Below are 24723 nucleotides of genomic sequence, written 5' to 3' on the forward strand. Positions count from 1 at the left end.
TTAGCCCCTATGAGTACAGCCAGTTCCACTACGCCCCCCCCGCCCCCGGGGGGGGGGGGGGGGCCCCCCCCGCCCCCACGTCGGTTGTCTGGCTCAGCTGAGCTTGATCTCCTGCTGGGCCACGAACTGCTTGGCCTTGACCTCGTACGCCCAGATGACCACGCGAGAGCGGTCGACGTCGCCGTTCGCGTCGAACTTCAGGTACTTCGAGACACCCTGCTTGTCGTAGCTGCGGACCCACTCGAGCAGCTCCTCGCGGCTGGTCTTGCCAGCGGCGTAGCCCTCCAGCAGGATCTTCGCCCCGTCGTAGCCCTCCGCGCCGTAGGAGCCCGGCGCGAGCCCGTACTCCTTCTGGAAGTCGGCGGCGAAGGTGCCGCCGGCCTTGTCGGCGGGCAGGCAGGGGCAGGTCACGATCGCGCCCTCGGCGGCACCCTCGCCGGCACCGTTCGGGAAGCCGGGGTCGTAGAGGCCGTCGAAGCCGAGGAACTTGGCGGTCACACCGGCAGCCCGGGCCTGCTTGAGCAGCGGGGCGGCCTCGTTGGTGTAGCCGGCGTAGGCGATGACGTCCGGCGCGGCGGACTTGATCTTCGAGATGGTCGCGTCGAAGTTCTGCTGGTCGGCCTGGACCTTGTCCTCCGCCACCACGATCGGACCGAGGCCGGCCTTCACCTCGGCGATGATGCCCGCGCCGTAGGTCTGGCTGTCGTCGATCGCGAAGACCTTCTGGGCCTTGAGTACGTCCTTGATGTAGGTGACCGCGGCGCCGCCCTGGGTCTTGTCGTTGCCGACGACCCGGAAGAAGTTCTTGTTGCCGAGAGTGGTCAGCTCGGCGGCCGTCGCCGACGGGCTCACCATGACGAGGCCGGCGGCCTGGTAGGTGCCCATCGTCGCCTTGGTCTCAGCCGAGAAGTGGCCGCCGATCACCGAGGTGAAGCTGGCGTCCTGGGCGACCTGGCTCGCGACCGGGGTGGCCTGGTCGGCGTTGCCCTGGGTGTCGAAGTCCTGCAGGGTGACCTTGCAGTTCGGGTTGGCGGCGTTGTGCTCCTTGACGGCCAGCTTCGCGCCGTTCAGCGACGGGGTCACCAGACCGGCGTTCGGACCGGTGAAAGCGCCGAAGATGGCGATCTTGCCACCACACTCCTTGTCGCCCTCCGCGGTGCCGCCGCCGGAATCCTGGCAACCGGCTGCGGCGAGCATCGCCATCACCGCCAGCGCGGCGGTGCCGACGGCCCGTACATTCTTTCGCCTCACGGCTTTTGACCTCCTCCAGATGCAGGGTGCGGCATCGGTGACGGCATGACCTCCGCGTCGCCGTCCCGAACCTGAACCGCACACCTGCGCTACGGCTCGTGATGGCGCAGCGTAGCGGAGGCGTAATCCGTCCCGGAAGAGCTAATGGGCGGGCTTGCCAAACCGTTACGAACACGAGTGCAACAGGCCCCTCGTCCGTAACATATGACCCATCCACAGGTCCCTATTCACCGCTGGACAGGGCATCTGTGATCCACAGTCCGCCGCGTTCCCCGTCGTCCACGGCCAGCAGTATCCGCGCTTCGTCGGCGCGCACCACGACGTCCTGATAGACCCCGGCGGGCATCCGAACCGGGGCGGTGACCACCCGCCATGTTGACCCTGCGTCATCAGATGACCACAGGCCGTGTTCGCTCCCGTTGGACGTCGCGGCCAGCAGCCGGTTTCCGGCGGTGGTGAGCGCGCGCACCCGGGGCACACCGCCCTGGCCGGCGGTCCCGAACCGCCCGACCGCGCTCCAGCCGGCGGACGGCGGGGCGGCGGACGTCACACCCGCCGACGACGCGGCGCCACGCCAGGCGCCGAAGGCGCCGCCCCGCAACCCGACCGCGACCGGGGTGCCGCCGAGCAGGACGACCCGCTGGAGTTCCTCGTACTCGTCGGTGAACGGAAGGTCGAGCCGTTGCCACCGCCGCCCGTCCGGCGAGGTCCAGGCGAGCGGATCCCGATCGGTCCGGCCGGCCCGGACGATGCCACCGACCAGCAGCCAGCCGGGTGCGGTGGCGATCCCCTCGAAGGCCCACGTCTCGCCGCCGCCGTCGTTGGCCAGGCCCGGCGCGGCCTCCAGGATCTCGAACCGGGCGGCGTCCGGCGACAGCCAGACAGCGGCCCCGCTCATCCGGTTGCCGGCGATCAGCCAGCCCTGCGGACCCGCGCCGATCCGGGCCACGTCCATCGCCTGCGGACCGCCGTACAGCTCGAACGGCGCCGACACCTCGACCAGCGACCCGTCCGGAACCTGCCGCCAGGTGCTGACCCGGGGGTTGGCGTGCGCACCACCGCGCTTCGCCCCGATCACCGCCGCGCCGCCGTCGGCACAGGCCACCGAGTAGAGGACGCTGCGCTCGCCGTAGTACGTCCGTGGGGTCAGCCGGAGTGAGGTCCAGGAACGCCCGTCCGGGCTGGTCCAGGCGACGGGGCGGGTGTCGGCGTCCCGGACACCGTCCTCGGCGTTGGCGAGCGCGCCGACGACGTACCACCGACCGGCACACGTCGCGATGTCGCGGATCATCAACCGGCCCGACATACCGGACGGTGCGGGCAGGGTCACCGGCTGCCAGCGGGCTGTCAGGGCGGCGTCCGGTTCCTCCTGGGGGCGGTCGCAGCCGGCCGCGACCAGCACCAGGCAGAGCAGGGCGGCGGCACCCGGGCGGCGGAGGCGGCCGGGCCGACGACGGGCGCGCGGACGCCGGATCCACATGTGGCGAATCCTAGGTGCCGGTGAGCGCGGGATGCCATCCCGCGAATCCGGTACTCCCGGCCGGTCCCCTCCGGCGCTCGACTTCCCGGCCGGCGCCGGACCCGCACCGGGCGGCCCGGTCGCCAGCACCGGGCGGCCGCTCTCGCGAGGCGTCGGCCTCAGCCCGCCTCGGCCGGCTCGGTGCCGGTGCCCTCGGCGAGGATCCGCTCGGCCACCTCACGCATCGTCATCCGGTGGTCCATGGCGGTGCGCTGGATCCACTTGAACGCCTGCGGCTCGGTCATCCCGTAGGTCGTCATCAGCGCGCCCTTGGCCCGCTCGACCGTCTTGCGGATCTCCAGGCGATCGGTCAGGCCGGCCACCTCGGCCTCCAGGGCGGCGATCTCCGAGTAGCGCGACAACGCGATCTCGATCGCCGGCACCAGGTCGCTCTTCTGGAACGGCTTGACCAGGTACGCCATCGCGCCGGCCGCCCGCGCCCGCTCCACCAGGTCCCGCTGGCTGAACGCGGTCAGGATGACCACCGGGGCGATCCGGCCACCGGCGATCCGTTCCGCCGCGGCCAGCCCGTCCATGATGGGCATCTTGATGTCGAGGATGACGAGGTCGGGCTTCAGCTCCTCGGCGAGGCGCACCGCGGTCTCGCCGTCGCCCGCCTCCCCCACGACGTCGTAGCCCTCCTCGACCAGCATCTCGGCCAGGTCCAGCCGGATGAGCGCCTCGTCCTCGGCGATCAACACCCGCCTACGCTCGGTACCAGCCTGAATGTCGGCCACGAGCCCCTACCCCCAACTACGTTTCCGACACCTGCCCAGCCGGGTGTCGCCGCCCTCAGCGTAGTGGGTAGTCTTATCGACGCCAGGCCCCTGTAGCCCAACGGCAGAGGCGCGATTCTCAAAAGATCGACAGTGTGGGTTCGAATCCCACCGGGGGCACTCAGAAGATCCCACCCGACTTCCCGCCGGGCGCACGGGCCAGTTGGCCCACTGCGCCCGGCTTCTGCGTTTCTGCTGGTGGGAGCCTGTTCGACGGATGACTCCCCGTACCGAGGATGTCGACGGGCGCGGCCGTGGTCTCGGCGTCGAGGGCAACCCGGAGGGTGACCCTGTGGGTGGCGACGTGGTAGCGGATCTCCGGGTGGAAGGCGTCATGGCGGCGGCGGTGCCGTTCCTTCGGGTAGCGGAGTGATGTCGATCGCAGCCATGGGCAGGTAGTCGATCAGGTCGGCGTCGCGGGCCCAACCTGAAGGTGAGCCTCTGAGAAATTGGTACGTTTCGGCCACTTTGCCCCGTAAAACCTGATTCGATGGACGTCGCCGACCGGGCCGTCAGAGGTGCCGCCCGAGTTGGGAAGTGCTGAAACGACGCGTCCCTGCCGACACGGATTCCCACCATGCTGTCGAAAGGCACCGGCCTGTTACGCGTGAAAGGCGTCTTGGTTGATCCCAGCCCGACCCAGGGGTTATGGACAGTCATTGGGAGTTCGTCTATTCCTCGACATCTCAGTCCACAGGAAGGATCCATGACGAGCCTCGGTCCGGCGGTCCCTCGCCGTAGCCTCACCGCGATCGGCCGGGCCGCTATGGCGCTGACCCTGGCCTGCGCGACCGCTCTGCTGGTCGATGTGATCGCGCCCAGCAGCGCGAGGGCGGAAACCGTGCCGGTGCCGCTGGGCACCGCCGCCGACTTCGCGGTCCTCGCCGGCACGACGGTCACGAACACCGGCCTCTCGGTGGTCACCGGCGACATCGGAGTGAGCCCAGGTAGCGCCGTGACGGGATTCCCTCCTGGCCAGGTCAACGGCTCGATCCACTCGAACGACGGCCCCGCCGTGCAGGCGCAGGCTGACCTGGCCATCGCCTACAACAACGCCGTGTCGCGGACCAGCACGGACACCATCTCGGGCGACCTGGGTGGAACCACCCGGACCACCGGCGTGTACAGCTCCGTCAGCGGCACCTTCGGGATCGCCGGCACGCTCACTCTCGACGCCGAGGGTGACCCGAACGCGGTCTTCATCTTCAAGGCCGTCTCCACCCTGATCACTGCCGCCGACAGCACCGTGAACCTGATCAACGGTGCGCAATCGTGCAACGTCTTCTGGCAGGTCGGCAGTTCCGCAACGTTCGGCGCCAACTCCACCCTGCGGGGGAACGTCCTGGCCTTCACCTCGATCACCGTCGGGGCGGGGCTGGTGGTCGACGGCCGGACGATGGCGATCAACGGCGCGGTCACCATGGACACCGACACGATCACCCGGTCGACCTGCGCCGAACCGGGGGAGCTGTCGATCAGCGCACCGACGGCGGCCGAGCTCGGCAGCGCCGCTCCCGGCGGTACCGTCTCCGGCAATCTCGGACCGGTGACGGTGACCGACGAGCGTGGACTCGCAGACGCGAGCTGGACCGCGACGGTGGTCGCGACGGACTTTGTCACCACCGGCAGCCCCGTCTGGACCGTGGCCAGTGTCAACGTGTCGTACTGGTCCGGGCCGGCCACCTCGACCACCGGGACCGGCACCTTCACCTCGGGCCAACCCACCCCGCAGGACGCTCAGACCCTCGACGTGGAACGTACCGCCTACACACTCACCGACGGTAGCGGCGTCACCTCCGCCACCTGGGATCCAGTCGTCTCCGTCGAAATCCCGCTCGCGGCCGTGGCCGGTGAATACACCGGCACGGTGACCTTCTCCGTCGCGTGACGCGCCTGCATGGCCGCCGCATCCGTCGATCCTGCCCCCCACCTCCGCCGGCCGTCGAACGAAACCACCGTTCCCCGCACTGCGCCGTCGGCCCAGCAGAGGGTGGCATCCACCGCCGGCCCCGCCGCTACGGATCTCGCCGCCGGTTCCCGCGTATTCATCGACACCCGCCGAGCGCGCCACCTGGCCACCTGAGCCTGGTCGAAGGCCCACCTGAGCCCGGTCGAAGGATTGCACCAGAGGCGGCGCCGGAGCGCGGTGTCCCGGACATGCAAGTACTTGACTTGATCAGCGGAGCCGACGAAGGGTTTCTTCAGAGCTGCCGTCGCGCCACCCCCGCACTGCCCGGCACCGCCCAGGCCGCCACCTGGAAGAAGCGCCTGACCGGGGCGGACCTGGACACCAACAGCCAATGGCGGGTGGCCGGCACCGACCGTCATCCCCAACGACGGGATCAGCTTCCCGGAAACCGGCCGGCAACTGATCTCCTACCTGAGCATCGAGAACTGGAACGCGCCACACTGGCGGACCCGCTATGCCGGCCGCGCCTGCTCCGACAACGGCAACGACTTCGTCCGTACGCCGCTGAAGTGGTGGAACAACGGCGGCAACACCGACCCGTTCCAGATGTGGACGATGCAGCGCGACGGTGACTGGGGCTACGTCTTCTCGGTGCGGTCCGGCCGCCAGGACGGCCCGATGATGTCGCACCGGGTCCCCTGGGACCGGATGTCCCACCCCGAGTCGTACCAGGGCTGGGGCTGGAACGGCAGCGACTGGGGCTGGGGCCGGCCCTGCTCGCCGATCCTGAACGGCCGCTTCGGGGAGCCCTCGGTTCGTGGCAGGAGCCGGCGCTGTACGGCGGATTCATCCACCCCTGGTCCAGCCGGGACCGGGCTGTCGGCCCTTCAGGGGGTCGCCGTGAAGCCCCGGTACCCGTCGGCGGCGACACCGTCGCAGATCCTGCGGTACGCGCCCACCCCGCCGACGTACGGCATGAAGACCCGGGCCTTGCCGGGCACGTTCGCGCCGAGATACCAGGAGTCGGTCCTCGGGTAGAGAGTGCCGCGGGCGACGGCGTCGACGTGGTCGACCCAGTCGTCCTCGGCCGACCGGGTGGCCTCGATCGTGGTCAGGCCGTGCTCGCGAAGCCACCGGACGCAGTCGGCGATCCATTCCACGTGCTGCTCGATGGAGACGATCATGTTACTGAGCGCCGAAGGGCTACCCGGCCCGGTGATCATGAACAGGTTGGGGAAGCCCGACGTGGCGAGCCCGAGGTAGGTACGGGGTCCGGCGGCCCACTTCTCCCGGAGCGACCGCCCCGACCGACCCCGGATGTCGATGGCGGTCAGGGCGCCGGTCATCGCGTCGAAGCCGGTGGCGAGGACGAGGGCGTCGCACTCGTACTCGTGGACCGACGTCCGGACACCCCGCGCGGTGACCGCCACCAGCGGGGTCCGGCGCAGGTTGACCAGGCGTACGTTGTCGCGGTTGAAGGTGGCGTAGTAGTCGGTGTCGAGGCAGGGCCGCTTCGTACCGAACGGGTAGCGGGGGCAGAGGTCCTCGGCGACCACGGGGTCCCGGACGATCTGGCGGATCTTCGACCGGACGAACTCGGCCGCGGTGTCGTTGGCGTACTCGTCGACCGCCAGGTCGGTGTAGGCGCTCATCAGGGCGGTGACACTGCCGAACTCCCACCTCTGCTGGTACGTCCGGTTCCGTTCGTCGGCCCCGACCTGGAGCGCCGACCGCGTCGCCGGTGGATGCGGGCTCGGCACGCCGAAGCCCGACTCGCGTTGCTGCCGGCGGAACACCCGGTACCGGGCCTTGAGCTGATCGCGTTCCGCGTCGGTCAGCGGCCGGTTCTGCGCCGGCATGCTGTACGCCGGGGTCCGCTGGAAGACCGTGAGCTCGGCGGCCTGCCGGGCGATGACCGGGATCGACTGCACCCCTGAGGACCCGGTGCCGACGAGCCCGACCCGCAGCCCGGTGAAGTCGACCCCGTCGTGCGGCCACCGCGCGGTGTGGTGCACCGGCCCGGCGAACGAGTCGAGGCCGGGGATCTCCGGTGCCTTGGCGACCGACAGGCAGCCGGTGGCCAGCACGCAGAACCGCGCCGTGACCGGCTGGCCGTGGTCGGTGCGCACCCGCCAGGTGCGGGTCAGCTCGTCGTGGTGCGCGGCGACGACCCTGGTCCCGAACCGCACGTGCCGGCGGAGGTCGAACCGGTCGGCCACATGCCGGATGTACCGCAGCAGCTCCGGCTGGCCCGGATAGCGCTCCGACCAGTTCCACTCCTGCTCCAGTTCGGGCGAGAAGGAGTACGAGTAGTGCATGCTCTCCACGTCGCAGCGCGCTCCGGGGTACCGGTTCCAGTACCACGTGCCGCCGACGTCGTCGCCGGCCTCGAAGGCGCGGACGACGAGGCCGAGCTGCCGCAGCCGGTACAGCATGTACAGGCCGGCGAGGCCGGCCCCGACGACGACGGCGTCGACGTGGTCGCCGGGCCCGCTCGTGGTGTCGGAGGTATTCGTCGTCATGGGCATCCTCGGTCGGTGCGCTGCGGGGTGCGGCAGGTCGCCGGACGGTACGGGCTCAGCGGGCCTGGTAGCCGCCGTCGACGTACAGTTCGGAACCGGTCATGAACGAGGCGTCGTCGCTGGCCAGGAAGGCCACGCAGGCGGCCACCTCGGCGGGGCGGCCCAGCCGGCCCATCGGGGTGAGCGAGACCATCCCGGCCTCGGCGTCGGTACCCCGGACGAAGTCCAGCAGCGGTGTGTCGATGAACCCGGGGTGTACGGAGTTGACCCGCACCCCGTGCTGCGCCCAGCGCAGCGCCAGGTTCTTCGTCATGACCCGGACCGCGCCCTTGCTGGCGTGGTAGGCCGGTGAGGTGCCGAAGCCACCCGAGGCGCCGAAGATGGAACTCACGTTGACCACCACACCGTGCCCGGAGGCCTTCAACGCCGGCGCGGCGGCCTTCAGCCCCAGGAAGACACCGGTCTGGTTCACCGCGATCGTCCGCTCGTAATCGTCCAGGGTGGTCTCCTCGATTCCGACGAGGTCCAGCACACCGGCGTTGTTCACCAGGATGTCGAGCCCGCCGAAGAGGTCGACGGCCCGCGCGACGGCGGCCTGCCAGGAGGGCTCCGCGGTGACGTCGTGGTGCAGGAAGGCCGCCCGGCCACCGCTGTCGCGGATCGCGGCGGCCACGGCCTCCCCCGGCTCGTCGTGGATGTCGGTGACCAGCACCGCCGCGCCCTCGTCGGCCAACCGCAGCGCGGTGGCCCGGCCGATGCCGCCGGCCGCGCCCGTCACCAGCGCCACCCGGTCAACGAGTCGTGCCACGGGTACTCCGCCCAGGTTCTCCGTCGGTCGCCTTCCGCCACGGCCGGGCGGACCCGACGATCCACGGGCGCGACGCGGACCGGCCCCGGTGCGGGCGTACGGCGACGGGCAGCCGGAGGAAGCCGCGGATGGTCGCGCTCCGGCGCCGGCTGACCGGACCGGCGGGGACGAGGTCCAGCCGCTCGGCGATGGTCGCGAGCGCCACCTCGCCCTCCAGCCGGGCCAGCGAGGCGCCCAGGCAGTAGTGGATGCCGCTGGAAAAGGCCAGGTGGTCGGTGCCGTGCCCCCGGGTGATGTCGAACCGGTCCGGGTGCGGGTAGACCTCCGGGTCGCGGTTGGCGGCACCCAGCAGGGTGATGACCCAGTCGTTCGGCCGTACCAGGGCACCGGCGATCTCGACCTCCTCGTGGGCGACCCGCGCCGCGCGCTGCACCGGGGCGTCGTAGCGCAGTGTCTCCTCGACGACGGCGGCGGCCAGCGACGGATCCTCGCGGAGCAGCGCCCACTGCTCCGGATGGCCGAGCAGTGCGTGCACGGCGTTGCCGATCAGGTTCACCGTCGTCTCGAAGCCCGCGATGAGCAGCAGGGTGCACATCGCGAGCAGCTCGGCGGAGGTGATCTCCCGGCCCTCGGCCGCGACGAGCCGGCTGACCAGGTCGTCGCCCGGCTCACGGCGACGCCGCGCCACCAGTTCGGTGAAGATGGCGTCGACCTCGGCCCTCGCCGCCACCAGACGCCGGCCCTGGCGTACCGAGCGGACGCCGTCCAGTGCGCCGCCGATCGCGAGTCCGTAGCGGGCGAAGGCGGCCTCGTCGACCCCCGCGACGCCGAGCAGATCGGCGATCACGGTGATCGGCAGGGGCGCCGCGATCGCGCTGACCAAGTCGAAGGTGCCACGGCCGGCGGCCCGGTCGACGAGCCGGGCGGCGGTCTCCTCGATCCGGGGACGGTACCCGGCGACCCGCCGCTGGCTGAAGTCCGGCGCGGCGAGCCGGCGCAGCCGGGTGTGGTCCGGCGGGTCGCGGTCCACGAACGACAGGTCGGTCGGGCTGGTACCGACCGTGGCGCCGAGCCCCTGCACGCCGAACCGGCGGTCGCGCAGGACCTGGTTGCAGACCCGGTGGCCGGTCGCCGCCCAGTTGCCCAGCACGGTGGGGATGATCGGCCCCACCGCCCGCATCCGGTCGTAGAGGCGGTAGGGCTCGACCCGCCCGGGGCGGGTTTCCAGCAGGGCCATCGGGTCGCGGCGGGCGAAGCCGTGGAAGGCGACCACCGCCCGCCGTCGATACAACCGCAGCGCGAACGCCGCGGAGTCAACCGGTGTGCCCACGGCTCCCCCAATCCGACGACCTCGGCACCCGCACGGTCTCCCGCCAGGCGACCCGGCACGGATCCGCGCCGCGTACCGCCACGGCCGCCGTACCCGGCAGCGGCGGGTGCAGGTCGGCGACCCACCAGGGTCCGGGCAGGCCGGCCGGACCACCCGCTACGACGGTGCCGCTGGTCGGTGCCGCCGTCCCGGTGCCGTCGACCCGCAGCCCGAGCCCGTGCCGCAGCCGCGCGCCGTCCGCCTTGACACAGGCTTCCTTGCGGGTCCACATCCGCAGGAATCTCCGTCGCCGGTCGGCCGCGTCCGGCACCCGCAGGGCGTCGACCTCGTCGGGGGCGAAGAACCGCCGCGCGAACGCCTCCGGCGACCGGGGGCGGGGGCCGTCGGCGACGTCCACCCCCACCGGCCGGTACGCCGTCACCGCCAGCAGCGCCACGTCACCGTGGTGCGAGACGTTGTGCTCCAGCCCGTCCAGTCCGGGCTTGCCGTGCCGGCCGCGCCGCAGCACGACCAGGTGCGGGGCGCGGCCGAGGTAGCCACCGAGCACGGTCCGGGTCAGTCCGTGCGCGACGACGAAGCGCCGCCGGAGCGGCCCGGCCAGTCGGGCGGCCCGATCCCGCTCGACGGCGTCGAGCAGCGCGGTCAGCCGCCACACGTCGTCGGCACCCGCCGTCAGGTCGAGCGCCCACAGGTCGACGCGATCCCCGTCGCAGCCGAGCGGGCCCATCAGCGGTCCCGCCCGCCGGGCCCGGAGGTCGCGCAGAGGTCCACCGCGGCGAGCGACAGGTGGCGCAGCCGGGACTCGTACTCGACGAGGACGAGCCGGGCCGGGTCGGCCGTACCGGCCGGGTCGCCGCCGCCCGGGGTCGCGGTCGACCGGCTGGCCTGGGACAGGTACGCCCAGCCCGAGGTGCAGAGCAGGCCCGCCGGTGCCGCCACCACCGGCACGTCCAGCCCGGTCAGCTGCCCCGGCGGCACCCCCGACCCGGCGACCACGCGTACCGGCCCCGGATGCGCGGTCAGGGCGGGAAGCCGGGCCCGGAGGAGTTCGCCGACCTGTCCCGGGTCGACCTCGGCATGCTGCTGGAGCAGCACCCCGCAGTCCCGCCGCGCGGGCACCCGGTCCAGGACCAGCGCGACCCCGAGGTCCCTGTTCGGCAGATCCGCCCGATCGTCGACCTCCCAGGGCACGGTGCCCTGGTCCAGGACCAGCACCAGGACGCGGCGCAGCGGCACACTGCCGAGGTACGCCCCGGCGACCCGCAGCGCGCTGAACGGCGCGACCCGCCCCTGGTCGCAGACGGTGAAGGCGACCGGCGTGCCGGGGGCGGCGTCAACCAGCGAGCAGGCCGGGGACGTCCCGGGATTGATCTCGGGTACGGCGTGGCAGAGCACGATCAGGTCGACCGAGGGCCATTCCGGGCCGATCTCGGCCACCAGGCCGTGGGCCATCGCCGTGAACGACGTGCCGGCGCCGGCCCGCAGCGCCTCGGGTCGGAAGGTACCGCCCCGGCTCGCCACGAGATCGCGCAGGTAGCGCTCGACGGAGGGCGGCACACCGGTTCCGGCACCGCCGTCGGCACCGGCGTCCGGCCCGAAGGCGCGGTGGCGGGCCGAGACGAGCCGCAGCGGCAGCCGGACGGTGGGGTCGACCCGGACCGCCCGGGCCATCGGCGGCGCGACGGTGACCAGCACGCTAGCCGTCCAGCTGGCACCGCACGTAGCCGGCCAGGGCCCGTACGCTGGTGAAGTGGTGTTGTTCGAGGGTGTCCATGTCGAACTCGACACCCGAGTCGGCCTCGATCTCCATCAGCAGTTCGAGGGCACTGGTCGAGTCCAGGCCGAGGTCGTCGAAGAGCCGGGAGTCCGGCCCGATCTCCGCCGGGTCCCGCTCGAGCACCTGGGCGATGGCCCGGCGGACCAGGTCGAGAAGCTCCTCACCCGGTTCGACGTACGAGGTCGGGATACTGTGCGTCATCCTGGTACTCCCTGATCGGACCCGGCGCCGGCCGGCTCGGTGTACAGAACTTGCGGGTTCAGCAGGTCGTCCACGGTGTCCCGGCGGCGGACCAGGTGGGCCCGGCCGGCGTCCACCAGTACCTCCGCCGGATGGCCGTGGCTGAGGAACAGCACGGGTGACGCGGACGGCCCGTACGCACCGGACCGGAGGACCCCGACGAGGTCGCCCACCCGCACCGGCGGCAGCCGTACCGCCTTGCCGAGGGTGTCGTTGGGCGTGCAGAGCGGCCCGGTGACGTGCCAGGACTCCGAGGCCGGCTCCTTGACCCGGTTGAGCAGGGCCAGCGGGTAGTTGCGCTTGACGAAGGAGCCGATCCCCACCGCCGCCATGTGGTGGTTGGTCCCGCCGTCCACGATCGCGAAGTTCTCGCCCATGGACGACTTGACGTAGTTGACCCTGGTGACGTAGACGCCGGCCGGTGCGGTGAGGTATCTGCCGACCTCCAGCAGCACCCTCGTCCGGGGGTGTCGCCGGACGAAGTCCGCCACCACCGGGTTGAGCAGCCCGGCGAGCACATCCAGGTCGAGGTCGTCCTCGCCGTCGAAGTAGGCGACCCCCAGCCCGCCGCCGACGTCGACGATCTCCAACGGGAAGTCGCAGTGCCGGCTGATCCGCTCGGCCAGCTCGAAGATCCGACGGGTGTTCTCGACGATCACCTGCTCGCTGAGGATCCGGGTACCGACGTACACCTGGATTCCGATCACCCGGATGCCGGGCCTGCGCAGCCGGCCGGGGTCACCGTCGCGCAGCTGGGTCTCGTCGATGCCGAACTGGCGCGGCCGGCCGCCCATGGTGAGTCCGGAGCCCTTCACCGAGAAGCTGGGGTTGACCCGCAGCACCACCGGCGCGACGACACCGTGCGCCCGGGCCCGCCGGTCGATCAGGTCCAGCTCGCCGTACGACTCGCAGACGATCGCCCCGACGCCGCCGCGTACGCAGGCGTCCACCTCCTCGGCGGTCTTGCCCGGCCCGAGGAAGATGACGTCCGAGGCGGCGACGCCGGCCCGGTCCGCCGTGACCAGCTCGGCCAGCGACGACACCTCCGCTCCGGAGCCGAGCGAGCGGAGCAGCGCGCAGACCGACACGTTCGGGTTCGCCTTGAGCGAGTAGAAGACCTCCAGGGCGGGGTGCAGGCCGGCGCGGAGTTCGGTGAACCGCCGGCGGAGTTCGGCGCCGTCGTAGAGGTACATCGGCGTGCCGAACCGCTCCGCCAGCTCGCTGACGGTGAACCCCTGGATCTCGAACTCGACACTCACCCGGTCACCTCCGCGAGGGTGCGCAGCCGCCGGGCGACCTCGGCGTCGACGGCGCCGAGCCGGTCCGTGGAGTCGGCCATCAGCAGCGTGTAGAGCCGGCCGTCGAAGGTCTCCGCCCCCGACCGCCCGGCGGCGGCGTTCACCGTCGCGAAGTTGGTCACCAGAACTCCGGTACCGCCGGCACCGGAGAGCAGAAGGTCGTCCAGCCGGTCGTGGAAGGTCTTGAACGGCACCCGGGTACGCAGCCGCACCGGGTAGTGCCGGGCCATGGCCCGCTGGCCCGGTGCCAGCAACAGTTCCTGCACCCGGGCCTGGTACGTCGACATGTTGTGCCGGGCGTTGATCTCGATGACCGGGAGGATCCGGCCGTCGTCCCGGACGATCGCGTCGATCCCGACCACCCCCCGGTAGCCCTCCGCCGCCAGCCGCCGCCCGATCAGTTCGCCCGCGTCCCGCACCTGGTCGTGCTCCGCCGCGGTGAGCCGGGCCGGGAAGCGGTGTCCCTGGTGCACGCCCCCCTCGGTGATCGCCTCCTTGACGAAGTCGAAGTGGACGGTGCCGGTACGGCCGACGGTCAGCTGGTAGTTCAGGTCGGTACGCTTGCCGACCCACTCCTCGACGACCAGCGCCAACCGGTCGTCGCCGGTGCGTTCCGCCCGCCGGTGCAGCATCCGGTCGAGATGGTCGAGCCGGGCTTCGTCCCGGAGCACCAGGATGCCCCGGCCGGAGACCCCGAAGGCGTCCTTCACCGCGACCGTTCCGCCGGCCGCCAGGAGCTGCCGGGCCCGCCCGACCGCCGCCGCCCACTCGGAGAGCGTCTCGCTGGTCCAACCGGCCGGCTGCGGCAGGCCGAGTTCGTCGGCGAGCCTCCGGCTGTAGATCTTGCTGTTCACCTGCTTGCAGAGCGTCGCCGGGCTGCCGGCGACGGGCAGGCCGCCGGCTCGGGCGAGCCGCTCCTCCAGCACCGAGACGCCGTGCGGCAGCAGGTGCGCGCCGGTCGCGGCCAGCGCCCGCAGCCGGGCCAGCGCCGGCTCGTCGTCGAGCACGTCCGCGGTCACGACCCGCTCGGGATCCTGGCGCTCCGGGTGCAGCAGACCGGGCAGCGCCACACCGAGCGCGGAAAGATAGCCGAGGAAGTCGGGGTCGGGCGCCTCCTTGAGTACGACGTGGTCGTCCGGGCCGGCCAGCAGCAGCGTGAACTCGTCCATCCGGTTCACCACCGCGCCGGCCGTGCTGAACCTGGCCCTCGGCAGGCCGTGCTCGCCGTCGGCCCAGCACTGCTCGACCTCGAAGTTCCCCAGTACGACGAACGGCGTGCGGCGCTGGCCCACCAGGGACACCTTCAGCCTGCTCAGGAAGTCGTCACTCGACCGATGCACGTCAACCAAGAGCCCGAACCACCGTTTCAGTGTTGGAAGACCATTGCGGAAAATGTGGCGCCGAGACCGACCGAGGCCATCAGATAGCGGTTCCCGGGCTGGAGGCGGCCCGTCTCGACGGCGGTGGTGTAGTTGATGAACGGGTCGGCGGAGTAGCAGTGCCCGAGGCTCGCCACGTTGGCCAGCAGCACCCGGTCCTCCGGGAAACCCAGGTGCCGGCACACCCGGGCCCACGAGTAGCGGTTGACGTTGTGCGGCAGCACGAGGTCGAGGTCGGGCAGCCCCATCCCGGCCTCGTGCAGGGCGGCCAGGATGACCTCGGCCAGGTACTCGAAGTACCGGAGCCGGAACTCCTCGGCCAGCTCCCCCGCCAGGTACAGCCCGCTGTGGAACTGCCCGTGGGTGCGGGTGGCGTACGACAGCATCCGGTCGCCGGGACCGCCGTGCCGGACGAGCACCGCGGCCGAGCCCTCTCCCATGACCGACGTCTCCGGGATGAGCTGTACGCCCGGGGTGAAGGCCTTCTCCCCGGCGAAGACCAGCGCCAGAGCGTCGGGGTCGCCGTCCTCGGCGAGCAGCCGGCCGGCCAGGTCGACCGCGAGCAGCCCGGAGGCGCAGCCGTGCTGGGTCACCGTGAACGCCGTCGCGTGGCCCAGCCCCAGTGCGTCGCAGACCTCCCGCAGCGCGGAGACCGGGTACGGCTCCACCGCCTCGATGGTGCGGGCCTGCACCACGTACCGCACCCGGTCCTCGGCGCCGCGCAGCGCGTCGAGCTTTCCGGCCGCCGCGAGCATCAGGTCGGCCAGCGTGCCGGTCGGGTGCAGGCAGACCTCGCCGAGGCCGTAGAACCTCCGGAACACCCGGAGTTGCCGGTCGTCGATTCCCAGCCACTGCGCCAGCTCGCCGATCGGTGCCCGCTTCGACGGCGTGAACGTCGACACCGCCGCCAGGGCGGTCACGGCGGACCCTCGCCCCGGCCGACCACGGTCGACAGGTGCGCGACCAGCGCGTCGACGCTCGGGTGGTCCCAGACCAGCGTCGGTTCCAGCCGGACGTGCAGGTGGTCCTCGAGATCCGCGCAGAGCGAGAGGGCCAGCACCGAGTGCAGGCCGTAGTCCGCCAGCGACCGGGCCGGGTCGACCTGGGCGGGTCCGCACTCGAGGTAGCTGGCGACCCGCTCGATCAGCCAGGCGCGGAGGGTATCGGTGTCGTCACTGGTGGCAAAGCTGGTCACTGCGCTCCCTCGGTTCTCTGCTGTGGTCATGTCCGCAACGGCCGGTCGGCCAGGTCGAACGAGCGTCCGTCGGCGAACCGGGCGGCCAGTTCGGCGTAGAGCAGCGGGCGGCGGGCCGCGGCCGGCGCCGGATCGGCCGCGACCGGCAGCCCGGCGTCGCGGGCCAGCCGGTGCAGGGCCACCACCACCCAGCCGGGGTCGCCGAGAAACCGGTCGTCCCGCTCGTGCGACCAGACGTTGAGGCACGCCGCCGCGGCGAGCACGGTGGCGTAGCGCGCCGCCAGCTCCAACGCCTCGGGACGGGCACCGGGGCCGAGGTCACCCGGACGGAGCTGGCCGCACTGCGTCGCCACGTCGGCCAGTTCGGCGCCGAACGCCTCGGTGAGCCGGCGCAGTGCCGGGTCACCGGACTCGACCACCGCCTCCCGGGCCCGCCCGAGTGCCCCGGCGAGGGTGTCCCGACCCCCGGTCCGGACGGTCAGCCGGTCGAAGGAGAGCGGCGGCAGCGGGGCACCGCGCCGGTACAGCTGCCCGGGTACCGTCGGCGGCTCCTGGACCCAGGCCCGGCGGGCCAGGATCGGTAGCTGCGGCAGCATCGTCATCAGGCAGGCGACCCGCGCGGCGTGGCCGAACCCGGCCGGCGGTACGTCGCGGAGCAGCTTCTGGAAGATCCCGTACTCGCCGTCCCGGACGTAGAAGTGCGCCCCGAGCAGCAGGGAGAGCCGGTTCATGGCGTCGATCGCCCGCCCGCCGACGAAGAACTTGGACGCCGACGCCGCCACGCTCGTCTCCTCGGGTACGAGGTGGATCGCCCGGGCGGTCACCAGCCCCATCGCGTCGGCGACGAGCAGGTCCGTGAAGACGTCCACCAGCGTGGCGCGCACGGTGGGCAGGGCGTCAACCGTCCGGCCGTAGAGCGTGCGGCCGGTGGCGAACCGCAGCGCCGTCCGGATCGCGGTGTCGAGGGCTCCGATGAGCATCGCCGGCAGGCAGGCCCGGGTGATCTGGAACGAGCGCAGTGCCACCTCGACGCCGTGCCCGGCGCTGCCGAGCACCGCCGTCTCGTCGACCGGGCAGTCGCGGAACTCCACGCCGCCGAGTTGCACGCCGCGCATCCCGACGCTGGGGTACCGGCCCAGATCCTTCATGGTGTCGGCCGGCACCACCGCCCGGTCCACCAGCACCTGCGACAGGCTCCGGCTGCCGCGCTCCGTCGCGGTCCGGGCCAGCACCACCAGGGCGCTGGCCCGGGCGACGTTCGTCACGATCTCCTTGCGGCCGTTGACCAGCAGCCGCCCGTCGCCGTCGGGCAGTGCGGTCAGTTCGATCCGGGAGAAGTCGTTCCCGTGCTCGAGTTCGTGATAGACCGAGGCGACCCGGCGGTTGCCGAGCAGCAACTCCGCCACCCGCCGGCACTGGTCGGGCCGCCCCGCCGCCCAGACGTTCGCACCGGCGATGAACGAACTCAGCCCGTACCCCAGGGCCAGCCCGGGGTCGCGGCGGCAGATGACCCTGGTCAGCTCGATGAGATCGTCCAGCCGGGCCAGGCGGCCACCGTGGGCCGTCGGGACGAACTCGGCGTTGAACCCGTAGTCGTCGAGGATCCGCTCGCCCTCGGCGCAGGTCTCCGCCCGCTCGTCGGCCCGCAGCACGGTGGCGTGCGGAAGTGGCGAATCCGGCGCCCACGGATCGCCGAACAGCTCCTCCAGCCCCTCGACCCGGGATTTCCCGTTCCCCGTCATGCCAGTTCGCCTTCCACGTCGGCGACGCTGAGCAGGGTCGGCAGGCCGGCGTCGCGGACCGCACCGGCCACCTCGTCGAAGACCGCCCCGGCCGGTGCCGGCGGGCGGTGCCCGAGCCGGGACAGCGCGAGCGTCAGCGCGGCACGCAGCCACCGTGCCTCGTGCCACCAGTCCCCGGCGACGTCCCGCTGGGGTGCCCGGCTCGCCCGGTTGGCCAGCCAGAGCTGGATCGCCGCCGCACCGGCGAAGCACCACTCGTACCGCTCGACCAGCTCGAACGCCTCCGCCGAGTGGCCGTACACCCGCTGCCGCTGGCGGGCCATCTCCTGGTGGAGCTGGTCGGCCAGCCGGAGCAGCGCGGTACCGAGCGGCCGCAGCGGCTCGTCGAGTTCGGCGACGGCGGCCGGCAGGGACTGCACCACGGAGCATCCGGTACGGGAGGTCAGGACCAGTTCACGGATCTCGCCCAGCCCGGGGCGCAACGTCGCCGCCGTTCGCAGCGCCTGCGACTCGACGGTGCCGGCCCGCCACGCCTGGACCAGTACCGGGAAGTGGTTCACCACCGCGCTGCGGTTGACGGCGGTGTTCCCGTCGAAGATGCCGACGATCCGGTGGTCCCGCTCCAGCTTCGCGAAGGCACCGTGCGCGTAGACGTTGGTCATGAAAGCCCGGGCCCCGAGCAACTCGGCACAGCCGGCGACGAGTTCGTCCACCACGGTCGGCACGAACGCCTTCACCAGCGCCGACACCACCGGCATCTCCCCGGTCGCGGTGTGGGTCAACCGGGCCGCCAGGATGCTCGCCGACTCGACCAGGAAGGCTCGGGCACAGAGCTCGCCCAGGGTGCGCCGGACGTGCGGCATGTCGACCAGCAGGTGTTCGTAGAGCCGGCGCCGGGTCACGAAATCCCAGGTGAGTCGGAGCGCGTGGTCGGCCGCGCCGAGCGAGAGGCCGGTGCAGACCACCCGGGTCAGTTGCAGCGCACGCAGTACCGTCTCCAGCCCGGTGCCGCGCCGCCCGATCAGGGCCTCCGGCCCGACGGGCGCCGCGACCAGGTCGATACCGCTGATGTCCGCGCCCCGGATGCCGTGGGTGCGGACCTTCGGCAGACAGCGGAAGCTCCCGTCCGGCAGCCCCCGCTTGTCGACCAGCAGCACGCTCAGTCCGCGCGGATCCCGCTGCGCACCCGTGCGGGCGAGGACACAGACCAGTTCGCTGCGGGTCGCGTTGTTGACCGGGCGCTTCCGGCCGGTCAACCGGAAACCCTCCGGGGTGGGCTCGGCGGTCATCTCGGTGGCCATCAGGTCGCTGCCGTGGCCGGGCTCGGTCAGGCCCCAGGCGACCGGCGCCCCGGCGAGCACCCGGCCGGCGAGCCGCCGGCACTGTTCCGGATCGCCGCCGACCCAGACGCTGGCCGCGCCGAGGAACGTCTTCGCGTGCGCCACCGACACCGTCAGGTCGCGCCGGCTCATCGCCCTGACCAGGTGCACGAGTTCGTCGTGGTCGCGCCAGGCGCCGCCGTACCGGGCCGGTACGTAGTGTGCCGGTACCGCCAGACTGTCGAGCCAGCGACAGGCGTCGACCGGGAAGGTCTCCCGCTCGTCGAGCGCGGTGGCGGTGGCCCGGGAGAACCGGCCCGTGTCGTCGGCGAAGGCACCGAGTTCCGACACGATGCCGGCCACCCCCGGGTACAGCGGCTCGGCCCGGGTCGGCACCGGTGCGGTCATCCCGCCGCTCCGCCCGTCGGGGCCGCCGCCAACGGTTCCGCCGGATACCTGCTGCCGACGTCGCAGCGCCGGGCCAGGGTGGTGAGGTTCGCCGCGACGGGTCGTACCGCACCGTCGAGGAACAACTGCCGGGCCCGGTGGCGCTGCACCTTTCCGCTCGTCGTGCGCGGGATCGTCCGGGGCGGTACCAGTACGACGCTGACGGCGGCGCCGAAGGCCCTGGACAGGTGCAGTTGGAGGGCGTCGGCGAGGCGTCGCGGGGCTTCGTCGTCACGGTCGCCGTCGACCTTGCCGTGCCGGTACTCGTGCAGCAGGACCACCTCCTCGTGCGGCACCGGGATCGTGAAGGCGGCGCCGACGAGCCCGACGAGGGACTCGTGGTACGCCCGGGCTTCGGCCTCGATGTCCTGCGGGTACAGGTTGCGGCCGAAGACCACCAGCACTTCCTTGATCCGTCCGGTCACGTACAGCTCGTCGCCGTGCAGTACGCCGAGGTCACCGGTCCGCAGGAAGCCGGACTCCCCGTCGGCGGTCACCGCCGCGAACGTCGCCGTGCTGTCCTCGGGGGCCGCCCAGTAGCCCTCCGCGACGCTCGGGCCCCGCACCCAGATCTCGCCGACGGTCCGTTCCGGCATCACCTCCCGGGTCTGCGGGTCGACGATCCGCACCTCCGGGCCGGCCGCCTGGCCACTGCCGACGAGCCGGGGCAGGTACGTCCCGGCGTCGGGGCGGGCGTCGGCGAGCGGGCGCAGCACGTGCCGGGTGAGCGGCTCCGCCTCCACCGGGGTCACCGTGGGTCGGTTGGCGTGCCACTCCAGGCTCACCGCGAGCGTGGCCTCGGCGAGGCCGTACCCCGGGCACACCGTCTCCGGGCGGAGCCCGGCGGCCGCGAAACGCCGGGTGAACTCCTCGACGGTGTGTGCCTGCACCGGCTCCGAGCCGTTGATCGCCACGATCCACCTGGAGAGGTCGAGCTGCCGGATCTCCTCGTCGGACACCCGGGCGACGCACATGTCGTAGGCGAAGTTCGGCGCCGCCGACATGTACAGCCCGTACCGGTCCACCAGGTTGAGCCAGGCGCCGGGCCGGCGCAGGAACGACGTCGGGGACATCAGCACGCTGGTGCCGCCGGAGAAGAGCGGGGTGACGACGTGACCGACGAGCCCCATGTCGTGGAACATCGGCAACCAGCCGCCGATCGACACCGGTCCGGTGACCCCGAGCATCGCCAGGAACATCCGGGAGTGCTGTGCCAGGTTGCGTTGGCTGACCATCGTGCCGCGCGGCGCCGCCGTCGAACCCGAGGTGTACTGGAGGAAGGAGAGCGCCTCGGCGCGCGGCTCCTCCGGCGTCCGGTCGGCGGCGTCGTGCCCCGTCGACTCCGGGCTCCCGGCCTGCCGGTCCGGGACCTCCCGGTCCGTCGTGACGACGGGCAGGCTCGCCCCGACCGCCTCCATCCAGTCCCGCACCTCGTACGCCCGGGCGTCGGTCGTCAACACCGCGGCGCTGGTGCTGTTCTCCAGGATGCCCAGCAGCCGCTGCCGCCGGTAGGGATGGCGGTCCGGCTCGGGGGCCGGTACGGCGACCAGTCCCGCGTACTGGCAGGCGACGAAGGCCACCACGAACTCCAGCCCCGACGGGTAGAGCAGCAGCATCCGGGAACCGGGCCGATGATCCGCGCGCAGCCGCCCCGCCAGCCTCGTCGCGGCGTCGTGCAGCTGCCCGTAACTGAGCAGGGACTCGGCGTCCGGTGAGCGCGGATCCTCGGTGTAGACCACCGCCGGGTGGTGCGGCCGGTCCCGGACATGGCGCAGCAGTTGGCCGGTGAACGTCTCGGCCAGCTCCATCACGGCTCCTCCAATCCTCGGGCGCTCCCTCGACGTGGTTCACGCATCGAGAATCGACCGCACGGTCGCCGAGACCAGGTCCCGGCAGTCCTCCGCCGAGAGCAGGTGCACTCCGGCGCGCAACTCGACGGTCAGGGTCGACTCCGAGACCGCCAGGTGGAAGTTCGTGCCCAGGCAGGGCCGGTCCAGGGTGTGCACGGCGACGGTCGGGAAGGCGTCCGCCGTGGCCGGTACGAGTCCCGGATCGCCGACCGCCGCCGCCTGCATGACGTTCACGCCCGGCGGCGTGACGACGAAGCCGTGCTCACCGACCTGGGCCGGGGTCATCCGCTCGGTGAGCTCGTCGTGGTCGCAGTACCCGTACGCCTGCGCCCGGACCAGCCCCGACCAGGCGCGCCCGACCACGGCGTGCAGCGAGTCGTGCGGGCGTACCTCGACGACGCAGAGGCCGGCCTGGGCGAGCGCGCAGACCGAGTGCTTGACGCCGGGCAGGTGCCGGTTGGGCACCAGCAGCATCATCGGGACCTGGGCACAGCCGAGGAACCGGGCCAGTGAGATCGCCACCGCGCCCAGCAGTACGGCGCCGCGACCCCGCCCCCGGGCGATCGTGTCCAGCTGTTCCCCGCCGATGTCGGCCGTCGCCCGGGCCACGTGCATGGCGTCGGCCGGCTGCCCGGCGCCCCGGGTGATGGTCGAGATCACCTTTGCCATCTCGCCCGCGTGCCGCTGCCAGTACGCGATCGTCCTGGCGCTGGTCGCGACTCCCTGCGGTGAACTCTCGTACGCGGCGATGTCCACGGCGTGCCGGCCGACCGGCGGCAGGCTCGGCTCGCCGCCGGCCAGATAGGCCCGGACGGCGGTCTGGAGTTCGGTGCAGAGCAGGTTGAAGCCGTAGAGATCCGTCGCGATGTGGTGCACCGCCACGCCCAGCCAGGTCGCGCCCGGTGCGGATCCCGCGAGCGCGGCCCGGATCGGCCAGCCGGCCTCGATGTCGATGTCGCCGGCCAGCCAGCTCTCGCACCCGGTCTGGCCGGGGAACTCCCGGAACTCCCAGCGCGCGCCGTCGGCGGACCACACCTGCTGGCAGGGCTGCCCGTCCTGCACCGAGAAGGTGCTGCGCAACGACGAGTGGCGGGCGACGGAGAGGGCGACGGCCCGGCGGGCCAGTTCCGGACCGACACCGTCGGGTATCCGGATCATCCGCCGGAAGAGCAGGGTCGGGGCTCTGCGCCCGGGTGGGAGCTGTTGTTGGTGCCAGCTCCAGCGCTGGCCCCAGCAGAGTCCGGCCCGGGAGACGAGGCCCGGCGCCGGGGGCGGCACCCGGTCCGGGGTACCCGCCGGCAGTTCCGGAAGGAGGGCACGCAGCCGCCGACGGTCCGCCTTGCCGGCGGCGTTCCTCGGCACCTCGGCGACGGCGACGACGCGGATCCGTCCGGCGTCGGCTCCGAACCGCTGCGCCAGCAGCGTGGACAGGGTCGCGGGAAGCCCGCCGGGCTCCGACCCGGTCCCGGCGACCTCCGGTACGCGGCCGGCCCGGTCCGGCCCGGCCGGGACCACCGCGGCCACCATTACCGGCTCCCGGCCCGGGTCGCAACCGTCGGCCTCGACCAGCACCGCGACGTCGTCGACCGGGTGCTCGGCCGCCAGCACCGCCTCGACCTGGCGAGCGGTCACCTGACCGCCGGGCAGCGTCAGCACGTCGTCGGCCCGGCCAGCGAGGAGGAGGCGTCCGGTGTCGTCGACGAGGCCGAGGTCGTCGGTGCGGACCCAGCCGTCGGCGAAGACGTCGGGCCGGCCCTCGCCGTCGCAGTAGCCGAGCGAACTGGGCAGCCCGGGACGCAGCCAGATCCTTCCCACCGATCCGGCGTCCGCCGGCCTTCCGGCGGCATCGGTGATCCGGACCTCGGTGCCGAAGATGGGGCTTCCGACGGGTACGGGGTCGCCGGGCGCGTACCGGGGCTCCGCCGCGTCGTCGGACGACTCCCGCAGCGGCGGGTAGCGCTGCCAGACCTGCCCGCGCCCGGCCTCCGCCACCGAGTAGACGTTGGTCACGGCCGCCCGGGGAAAGCGGGCCCGCAGCGAACGGATCGTCCCGCTGTCGGAGAAGTCGGACGTCAGGTAGATGGAGAGGACCGCTGCCGCAGCCTCCCGGTCGGGTCTCGGCACGGTGCCGTCGACGAGCGCCCGCGCGCTGGCGGCCACGAGCAGCAGGTCCGCCGGCCGGTACCGGTTCAGCAGCTCGACGAGTGCCGCCGGCTCTCCGGGTCGGCTCCGTACCCCGGGATAGCGCAGCAGGGTGCGGACCAGGCGCCCCAGCGCGTCCCCGGTGTCCGGCGGGAACTCGTGCAGGTGCGGCCGCCGGGCCGGGGCACCGGTCCAGCCGGTGAGCCAGCTGAGCAGGTCGGAGTGGGTCCAGCGGATCGCCGCGGGCCGGTCGGTCGTGCCGAGGGTGTAGGTGACGGCCCCGCCCGGCGGAGCCGGCGTCGTGCCCGGCTGCCGTACCTCGGCACCCACGGTGGAGTCGTCGACGCTCGTGGCGGAGCCGTCGGAGCTCGTCGAGGAACCGTCGAAACAGAGGGTTTCCGCGCCGGGTCGGGACGCCTTCCACGCCCGGGTCTCGTCGTCGACCAGCACCAGGCCGACCCGGTGCCGCTCGACCGCGCGCTCCAGGTCGCTGTCGGAGAATCGCCCGGACATCGGCAACAGGAAGCGGCCGGCCCGGATCGCGGCGAAGAGGGCGACGGCGCCGAGCGCGTCGGAGCGCTCGCCGAGGCGTGCGATGACCGTACCGCCGACGGGCGTACGCGCACTGATCAGGCCCGCCAGGACGTCTGCCTGACGGTCCCACTCACCGTAGCTGAGCGTGGAACCGTCGCGGCCGATGAGCGCCACCTCGTCCCCGGCGGTCCTCGCGCAGATGTCCAGGGCACCGCTCAGGGTCTGCGGCGTGCCCATCACGGTGTCCCGCCGCCGATACGGCATCCGGACCGTTGCGCGGAACCTGGCGGTAAAGCCCGCGACCCAACTCCCCGACATTCACCGGTCGGCATTTTCCGAACGGCCCCTGGCCCCCGCAATGGCCACCCCCGTGATGAACGCACCCACGGACACGAAAAGCACCGCGACGCCCGGTCCCACCTTTCACACAATGGGTGAGGCTGCCAGGGTGACGCCGGTGTCGTGTCAGGAATTCGCTGCCGTGATTCTTTCGAGACCTCCGGTCCGTACTCCTGTCCGATGTACTCGCCGCCTCATGCTACCCACGCCGGTGGTGCGGGCAAGAGCAGCTTTGTACGCCGGCGTCGCGGCTGTGCCGAATGCCCACGGCAACGCGGTCGCGACCGTACGGCGCTGCTGCGCTAGCCTCGGAGAAATGACCGCTGCCGATGTCGTACGCGCTCGT

The 24723-nt window shown here is 72.3% G+C and carries 19 protein-coding genes, 1 tRNA gene and 1 pseudogene; 4 read left to right on the plus strand and 17 right to left on the minus strand.

Annotated features, from left to right (window positions below; translation table 11 throughout):
* Window positions 1-93: 93 nt before the first annotated feature.
* The 3 genes from V1634_RS34720 to V1634_RS34730 all read right to left on the minus strand — a co-directional run bounded on the left by V1634_RS34720 (window position 94) and on the right by V1634_RS34730 (window position 3507).
* Window positions 94-1251 (minus strand): branched-chain amino acid ABC transporter substrate-binding protein, encoded by a 1158-nt coding sequence (locus V1634_RS34720; RefSeq protein ID WP_331211857.1) that lies wholly within the window; start codon window positions 1249-1251, stop codon window positions 94-96.
* Between the two features lie 223 nt (window positions 1252-1474).
* Entirely contained in the window at window positions 1475-2731 is a 1257-nt protein-coding gene (locus V1634_RS34725; protein WP_331211858.1) for a hypothetical protein, read from the minus strand.
* A 158-nt stretch (window positions 2732-2889) separates the two neighbouring features.
* The gene (locus tag V1634_RS34730; RefSeq protein ID WP_107263441.1) at window positions 2890-3507 is read right to left on the minus strand and encodes an ANTAR domain-containing response regulator; all 618 of its coding nucleotides are present in this window, start codon (window positions 3505-3507) and stop codon (window positions 2890-2892) included.
* A gap of 86 nt (window positions 3508-3593) precedes the next feature.
* Between V1634_RS34730 and V1634_RS34735 the strand changes: the two genes are divergently transcribed.
* From V1634_RS34735 to V1634_RS34750, 4 genes and pseudogenes are all read left to right on the plus strand, one after another.
* Window positions 3594-3666, plus strand: a tRNA-Leu gene (locus V1634_RS34735).
* A 97-nt stretch (window positions 3667-3763) separates the two neighbouring features.
* The gene (locus V1634_RS34740; protein WP_331211859.1) at window positions 3764-3919 is read left to right on the plus strand and encodes a hypothetical protein; all 156 of its coding nucleotides are present in this window, start codon (window positions 3764-3766) and stop codon (window positions 3917-3919) included.
* A 204-nt stretch (window positions 3920-4123) separates the two neighbouring features.
* A complete protein-coding gene (locus tag V1634_RS34745; RefSeq protein ID WP_331211860.1) occupies window positions 4124-5434 on the plus strand; it encodes an ice-binding family protein in 1311 nt (436 codons plus the stop codon).
* Window positions 5435-5845: 411 nt separating this feature from the next.
* A pseudogene (locus tag V1634_RS34750) lies at window positions 5846-6324 on the plus strand (DUF4185 domain-containing protein); the annotation flags it as partial.
* A gap of 18 nt (window positions 6325-6342) precedes the next feature.
* Here the strand turns inward: V1634_RS34750 and V1634_RS34755 are convergent.
* From V1634_RS34755 to V1634_RS34820, 14 genes are read right to left on the minus strand one after another with little or no spacing between them, the layout of a single operon-like run.
* Window positions 6343-7977: a flavin-containing monooxygenase gene (locus V1634_RS34755; RefSeq protein ID WP_331211861.1), complete on the minus strand. Its 1635-nt coding sequence runs from the start codon at window positions 7975-7977 to the stop codon at window positions 6343-6345.
* A gap of 55 nt (window positions 7978-8032) precedes the next feature.
* Complete coding sequence (locus tag V1634_RS34760; protein WP_331211862.1) at window positions 8033-8785, minus strand: SDR family NAD(P)-dependent oxidoreductase; 753 nt, start codon at window positions 8783-8785, stop codon at window positions 8033-8035.
* Window positions 8769-10115 carry a cytochrome P450 gene (locus tag V1634_RS34765; RefSeq protein ID WP_331211863.1) on the minus strand — a complete coding sequence of 449 codons (1347 nt, stop codon included), beginning with the start codon at window positions 10113-10115 and terminating at the stop codon, window positions 8769-8771. The genes V1634_RS34760 and V1634_RS34765 overlap by 17 nt, the downstream gene beginning before the upstream one ends.
* Window positions 10099-10842 carry a 4'-phosphopantetheinyl transferase family protein gene (locus tag V1634_RS34770; RefSeq protein ID WP_331211864.1) on the minus strand — a complete coding sequence of 248 codons (744 nt, stop codon included), beginning with the start codon at window positions 10840-10842 and terminating at the stop codon, window positions 10099-10101. Before V1634_RS34770 ends, V1634_RS34765 begins: the two co-directional genes overlap by 17 nt.
* A complete protein-coding gene (locus V1634_RS34775; protein ID WP_331211865.1) occupies window positions 10842-11810 on the minus strand; it encodes a hypothetical protein in 969 nt (322 codons plus the stop codon). The genes V1634_RS34770 and V1634_RS34775 overlap by 1 nt, the downstream gene beginning before the upstream one ends.
* A gap of 1 nt (window position 11811) precedes the next feature.
* Complete coding sequence (locus V1634_RS34780) at window positions 11812-12093, minus strand: acyl carrier protein (RefSeq protein ID WP_331211866.1); 282 nt, start codon at window positions 12091-12093, stop codon at window positions 11812-11814.
* Window positions 12090-13391, minus strand: coding sequence for a diaminopimelate decarboxylase (gene lysA, locus V1634_RS34785; RefSeq protein ID WP_331211867.1), 1302 nt, complete (start codon window positions 13389-13391; stop codon window positions 12090-12092). Before lysA ends, V1634_RS34780 begins: the two co-directional genes overlap by 4 nt.
* On the minus strand, window positions 13388-14770 hold the full coding sequence (locus V1634_RS34790) for a preATP grasp domain-containing protein (RefSeq protein WP_331211900.1): 1383 nt from the start codon (window positions 14768-14770) through the stop codon (window positions 13388-13390). Before V1634_RS34790 ends, lysA begins: the two co-directional genes overlap by 4 nt.
* Window positions 14771-14796: 26 nt before the next feature.
* The gene (locus tag V1634_RS34795) at window positions 14797-15729 is read right to left on the minus strand and encodes a 3-oxoacyl-[acyl-carrier-protein] synthase III C-terminal domain-containing protein (protein WP_331211868.1); all 933 of its coding nucleotides are present in this window, start codon (window positions 15727-15729) and stop codon (window positions 14797-14799) included.
* Window positions 15726-16004, minus strand: coding sequence for an acyl carrier protein (locus V1634_RS34800; protein ID WP_331211869.1), 279 nt, complete (start codon window positions 16002-16004; stop codon window positions 15726-15728). The genes V1634_RS34795 and V1634_RS34800 overlap by 4 nt, the downstream gene beginning before the upstream one ends.
* A gap of 26 nt (window positions 16005-16030) precedes the next feature.
* Window positions 16031-17746 carry an acyl-CoA dehydrogenase gene (locus V1634_RS34805; RefSeq protein ID WP_331211870.1) on the minus strand — a complete coding sequence of 572 codons (1716 nt, stop codon included), beginning with the start codon at window positions 17744-17746 and terminating at the stop codon, window positions 16031-16033.
* Window positions 17743-19473, minus strand: a complete 1731-nt coding sequence (locus V1634_RS34810; RefSeq protein ID WP_331211871.1) for an acyl-CoA dehydrogenase family protein — start codon at window positions 19471-19473, stop codon at window positions 17743-17745. The genes V1634_RS34805 and V1634_RS34810 overlap by 4 nt, the downstream gene beginning before the upstream one ends.
* Entirely contained in the window at window positions 19470-21320 is a 1851-nt protein-coding gene (locus V1634_RS34815) for a fatty acyl-AMP ligase (RefSeq protein WP_331211872.1), read from the minus strand. Before V1634_RS34815 ends, V1634_RS34810 begins: the two co-directional genes overlap by 4 nt.
* Window positions 21321-21359: 39 nt before the next feature.
* The gene (locus V1634_RS34820; RefSeq protein WP_331211873.1) at window positions 21360-24275 is read right to left on the minus strand and encodes an AMP-binding protein; all 2916 of its coding nucleotides are present in this window, start codon (window positions 24273-24275) and stop codon (window positions 21360-21362) included.
* Window positions 24276-24723: the final 448 nt, after the last annotated feature.

It is taken from the genome of Plantactinospora veratri, from assembly GCF_036421995.1.
Classification (GTDB): domain Bacteria; phylum Actinomycetota; class Actinomycetes; order Mycobacteriales; family Micromonosporaceae; genus Plantactinospora; species Plantactinospora veratri.

Bases quoted from the DNA above. Each gene is read 5' to 3' on its own strand.
- V1634_RS34725 (WP_331211858.1), bottom strand. From the start codon at position 2,731: ATGTGGATCCGGCGTCCGCGCGCCCGTCGTCGGCCCGGCCGCCTCCGC.
- V1634_RS34740 (WP_331211859.1), top strand. From the start codon at position 3,764: ATGACTCCCCGTACCGAGGATGTCGACGGGCGCGGCCGTGGTCTCGGC.
- V1634_RS34745 (WP_331211860.1), top strand. From the start codon at position 4,124: ATGCTGTCGAAAGGCACCGGCCTGTTACGCGTGAAAGGCGTCTTGGTT.
- V1634_RS34755 (WP_331211861.1), bottom strand. From the start codon at position 7,977: ATGACGACGAATACCTCCGACACCACGAGCGGGCCCGGCGACCACGTC.
- V1634_RS34770 (WP_331211864.1), bottom strand. From the start codon at position 10,842: ATGGGCCCGCTCGGCTGCGACGGGGATCGCGTCGACCTGTGGGCGCTC.
- V1634_RS34780 (WP_331211866.1), bottom strand. From the start codon at position 12,093: ATGACGCACAGTATCCCGACCTCGTACGTCGAACCGGGTGAGGAGCTT.
- V1634_RS34805 (WP_331211870.1), bottom strand. From the start codon at position 17,746: ATGACGGGGAACGGGAAATCCCGGGTCGAGGGGCTGGAGGAGCTGTTC.
- V1634_RS34810 (WP_331211871.1), bottom strand. From the start codon at position 19,473: ATGACCGCACCGGTGCCGACCCGGGCCGAGCCGCTGTACCCGGGGGTG.
- V1634_RS34815 (WP_331211872.1), bottom strand. From the start codon at position 21,320: ATGGAGCTGGCCGAGACGTTCACCGGCCAACTGCTGCGCCATGTCCGG.
- V1634_RS34820 (WP_331211873.1), bottom strand. From the start codon at position 24,275: ATGGGCACGCCGCAGACCCTGAGCGGTGCCCTGGACATCTGCGCGAGG.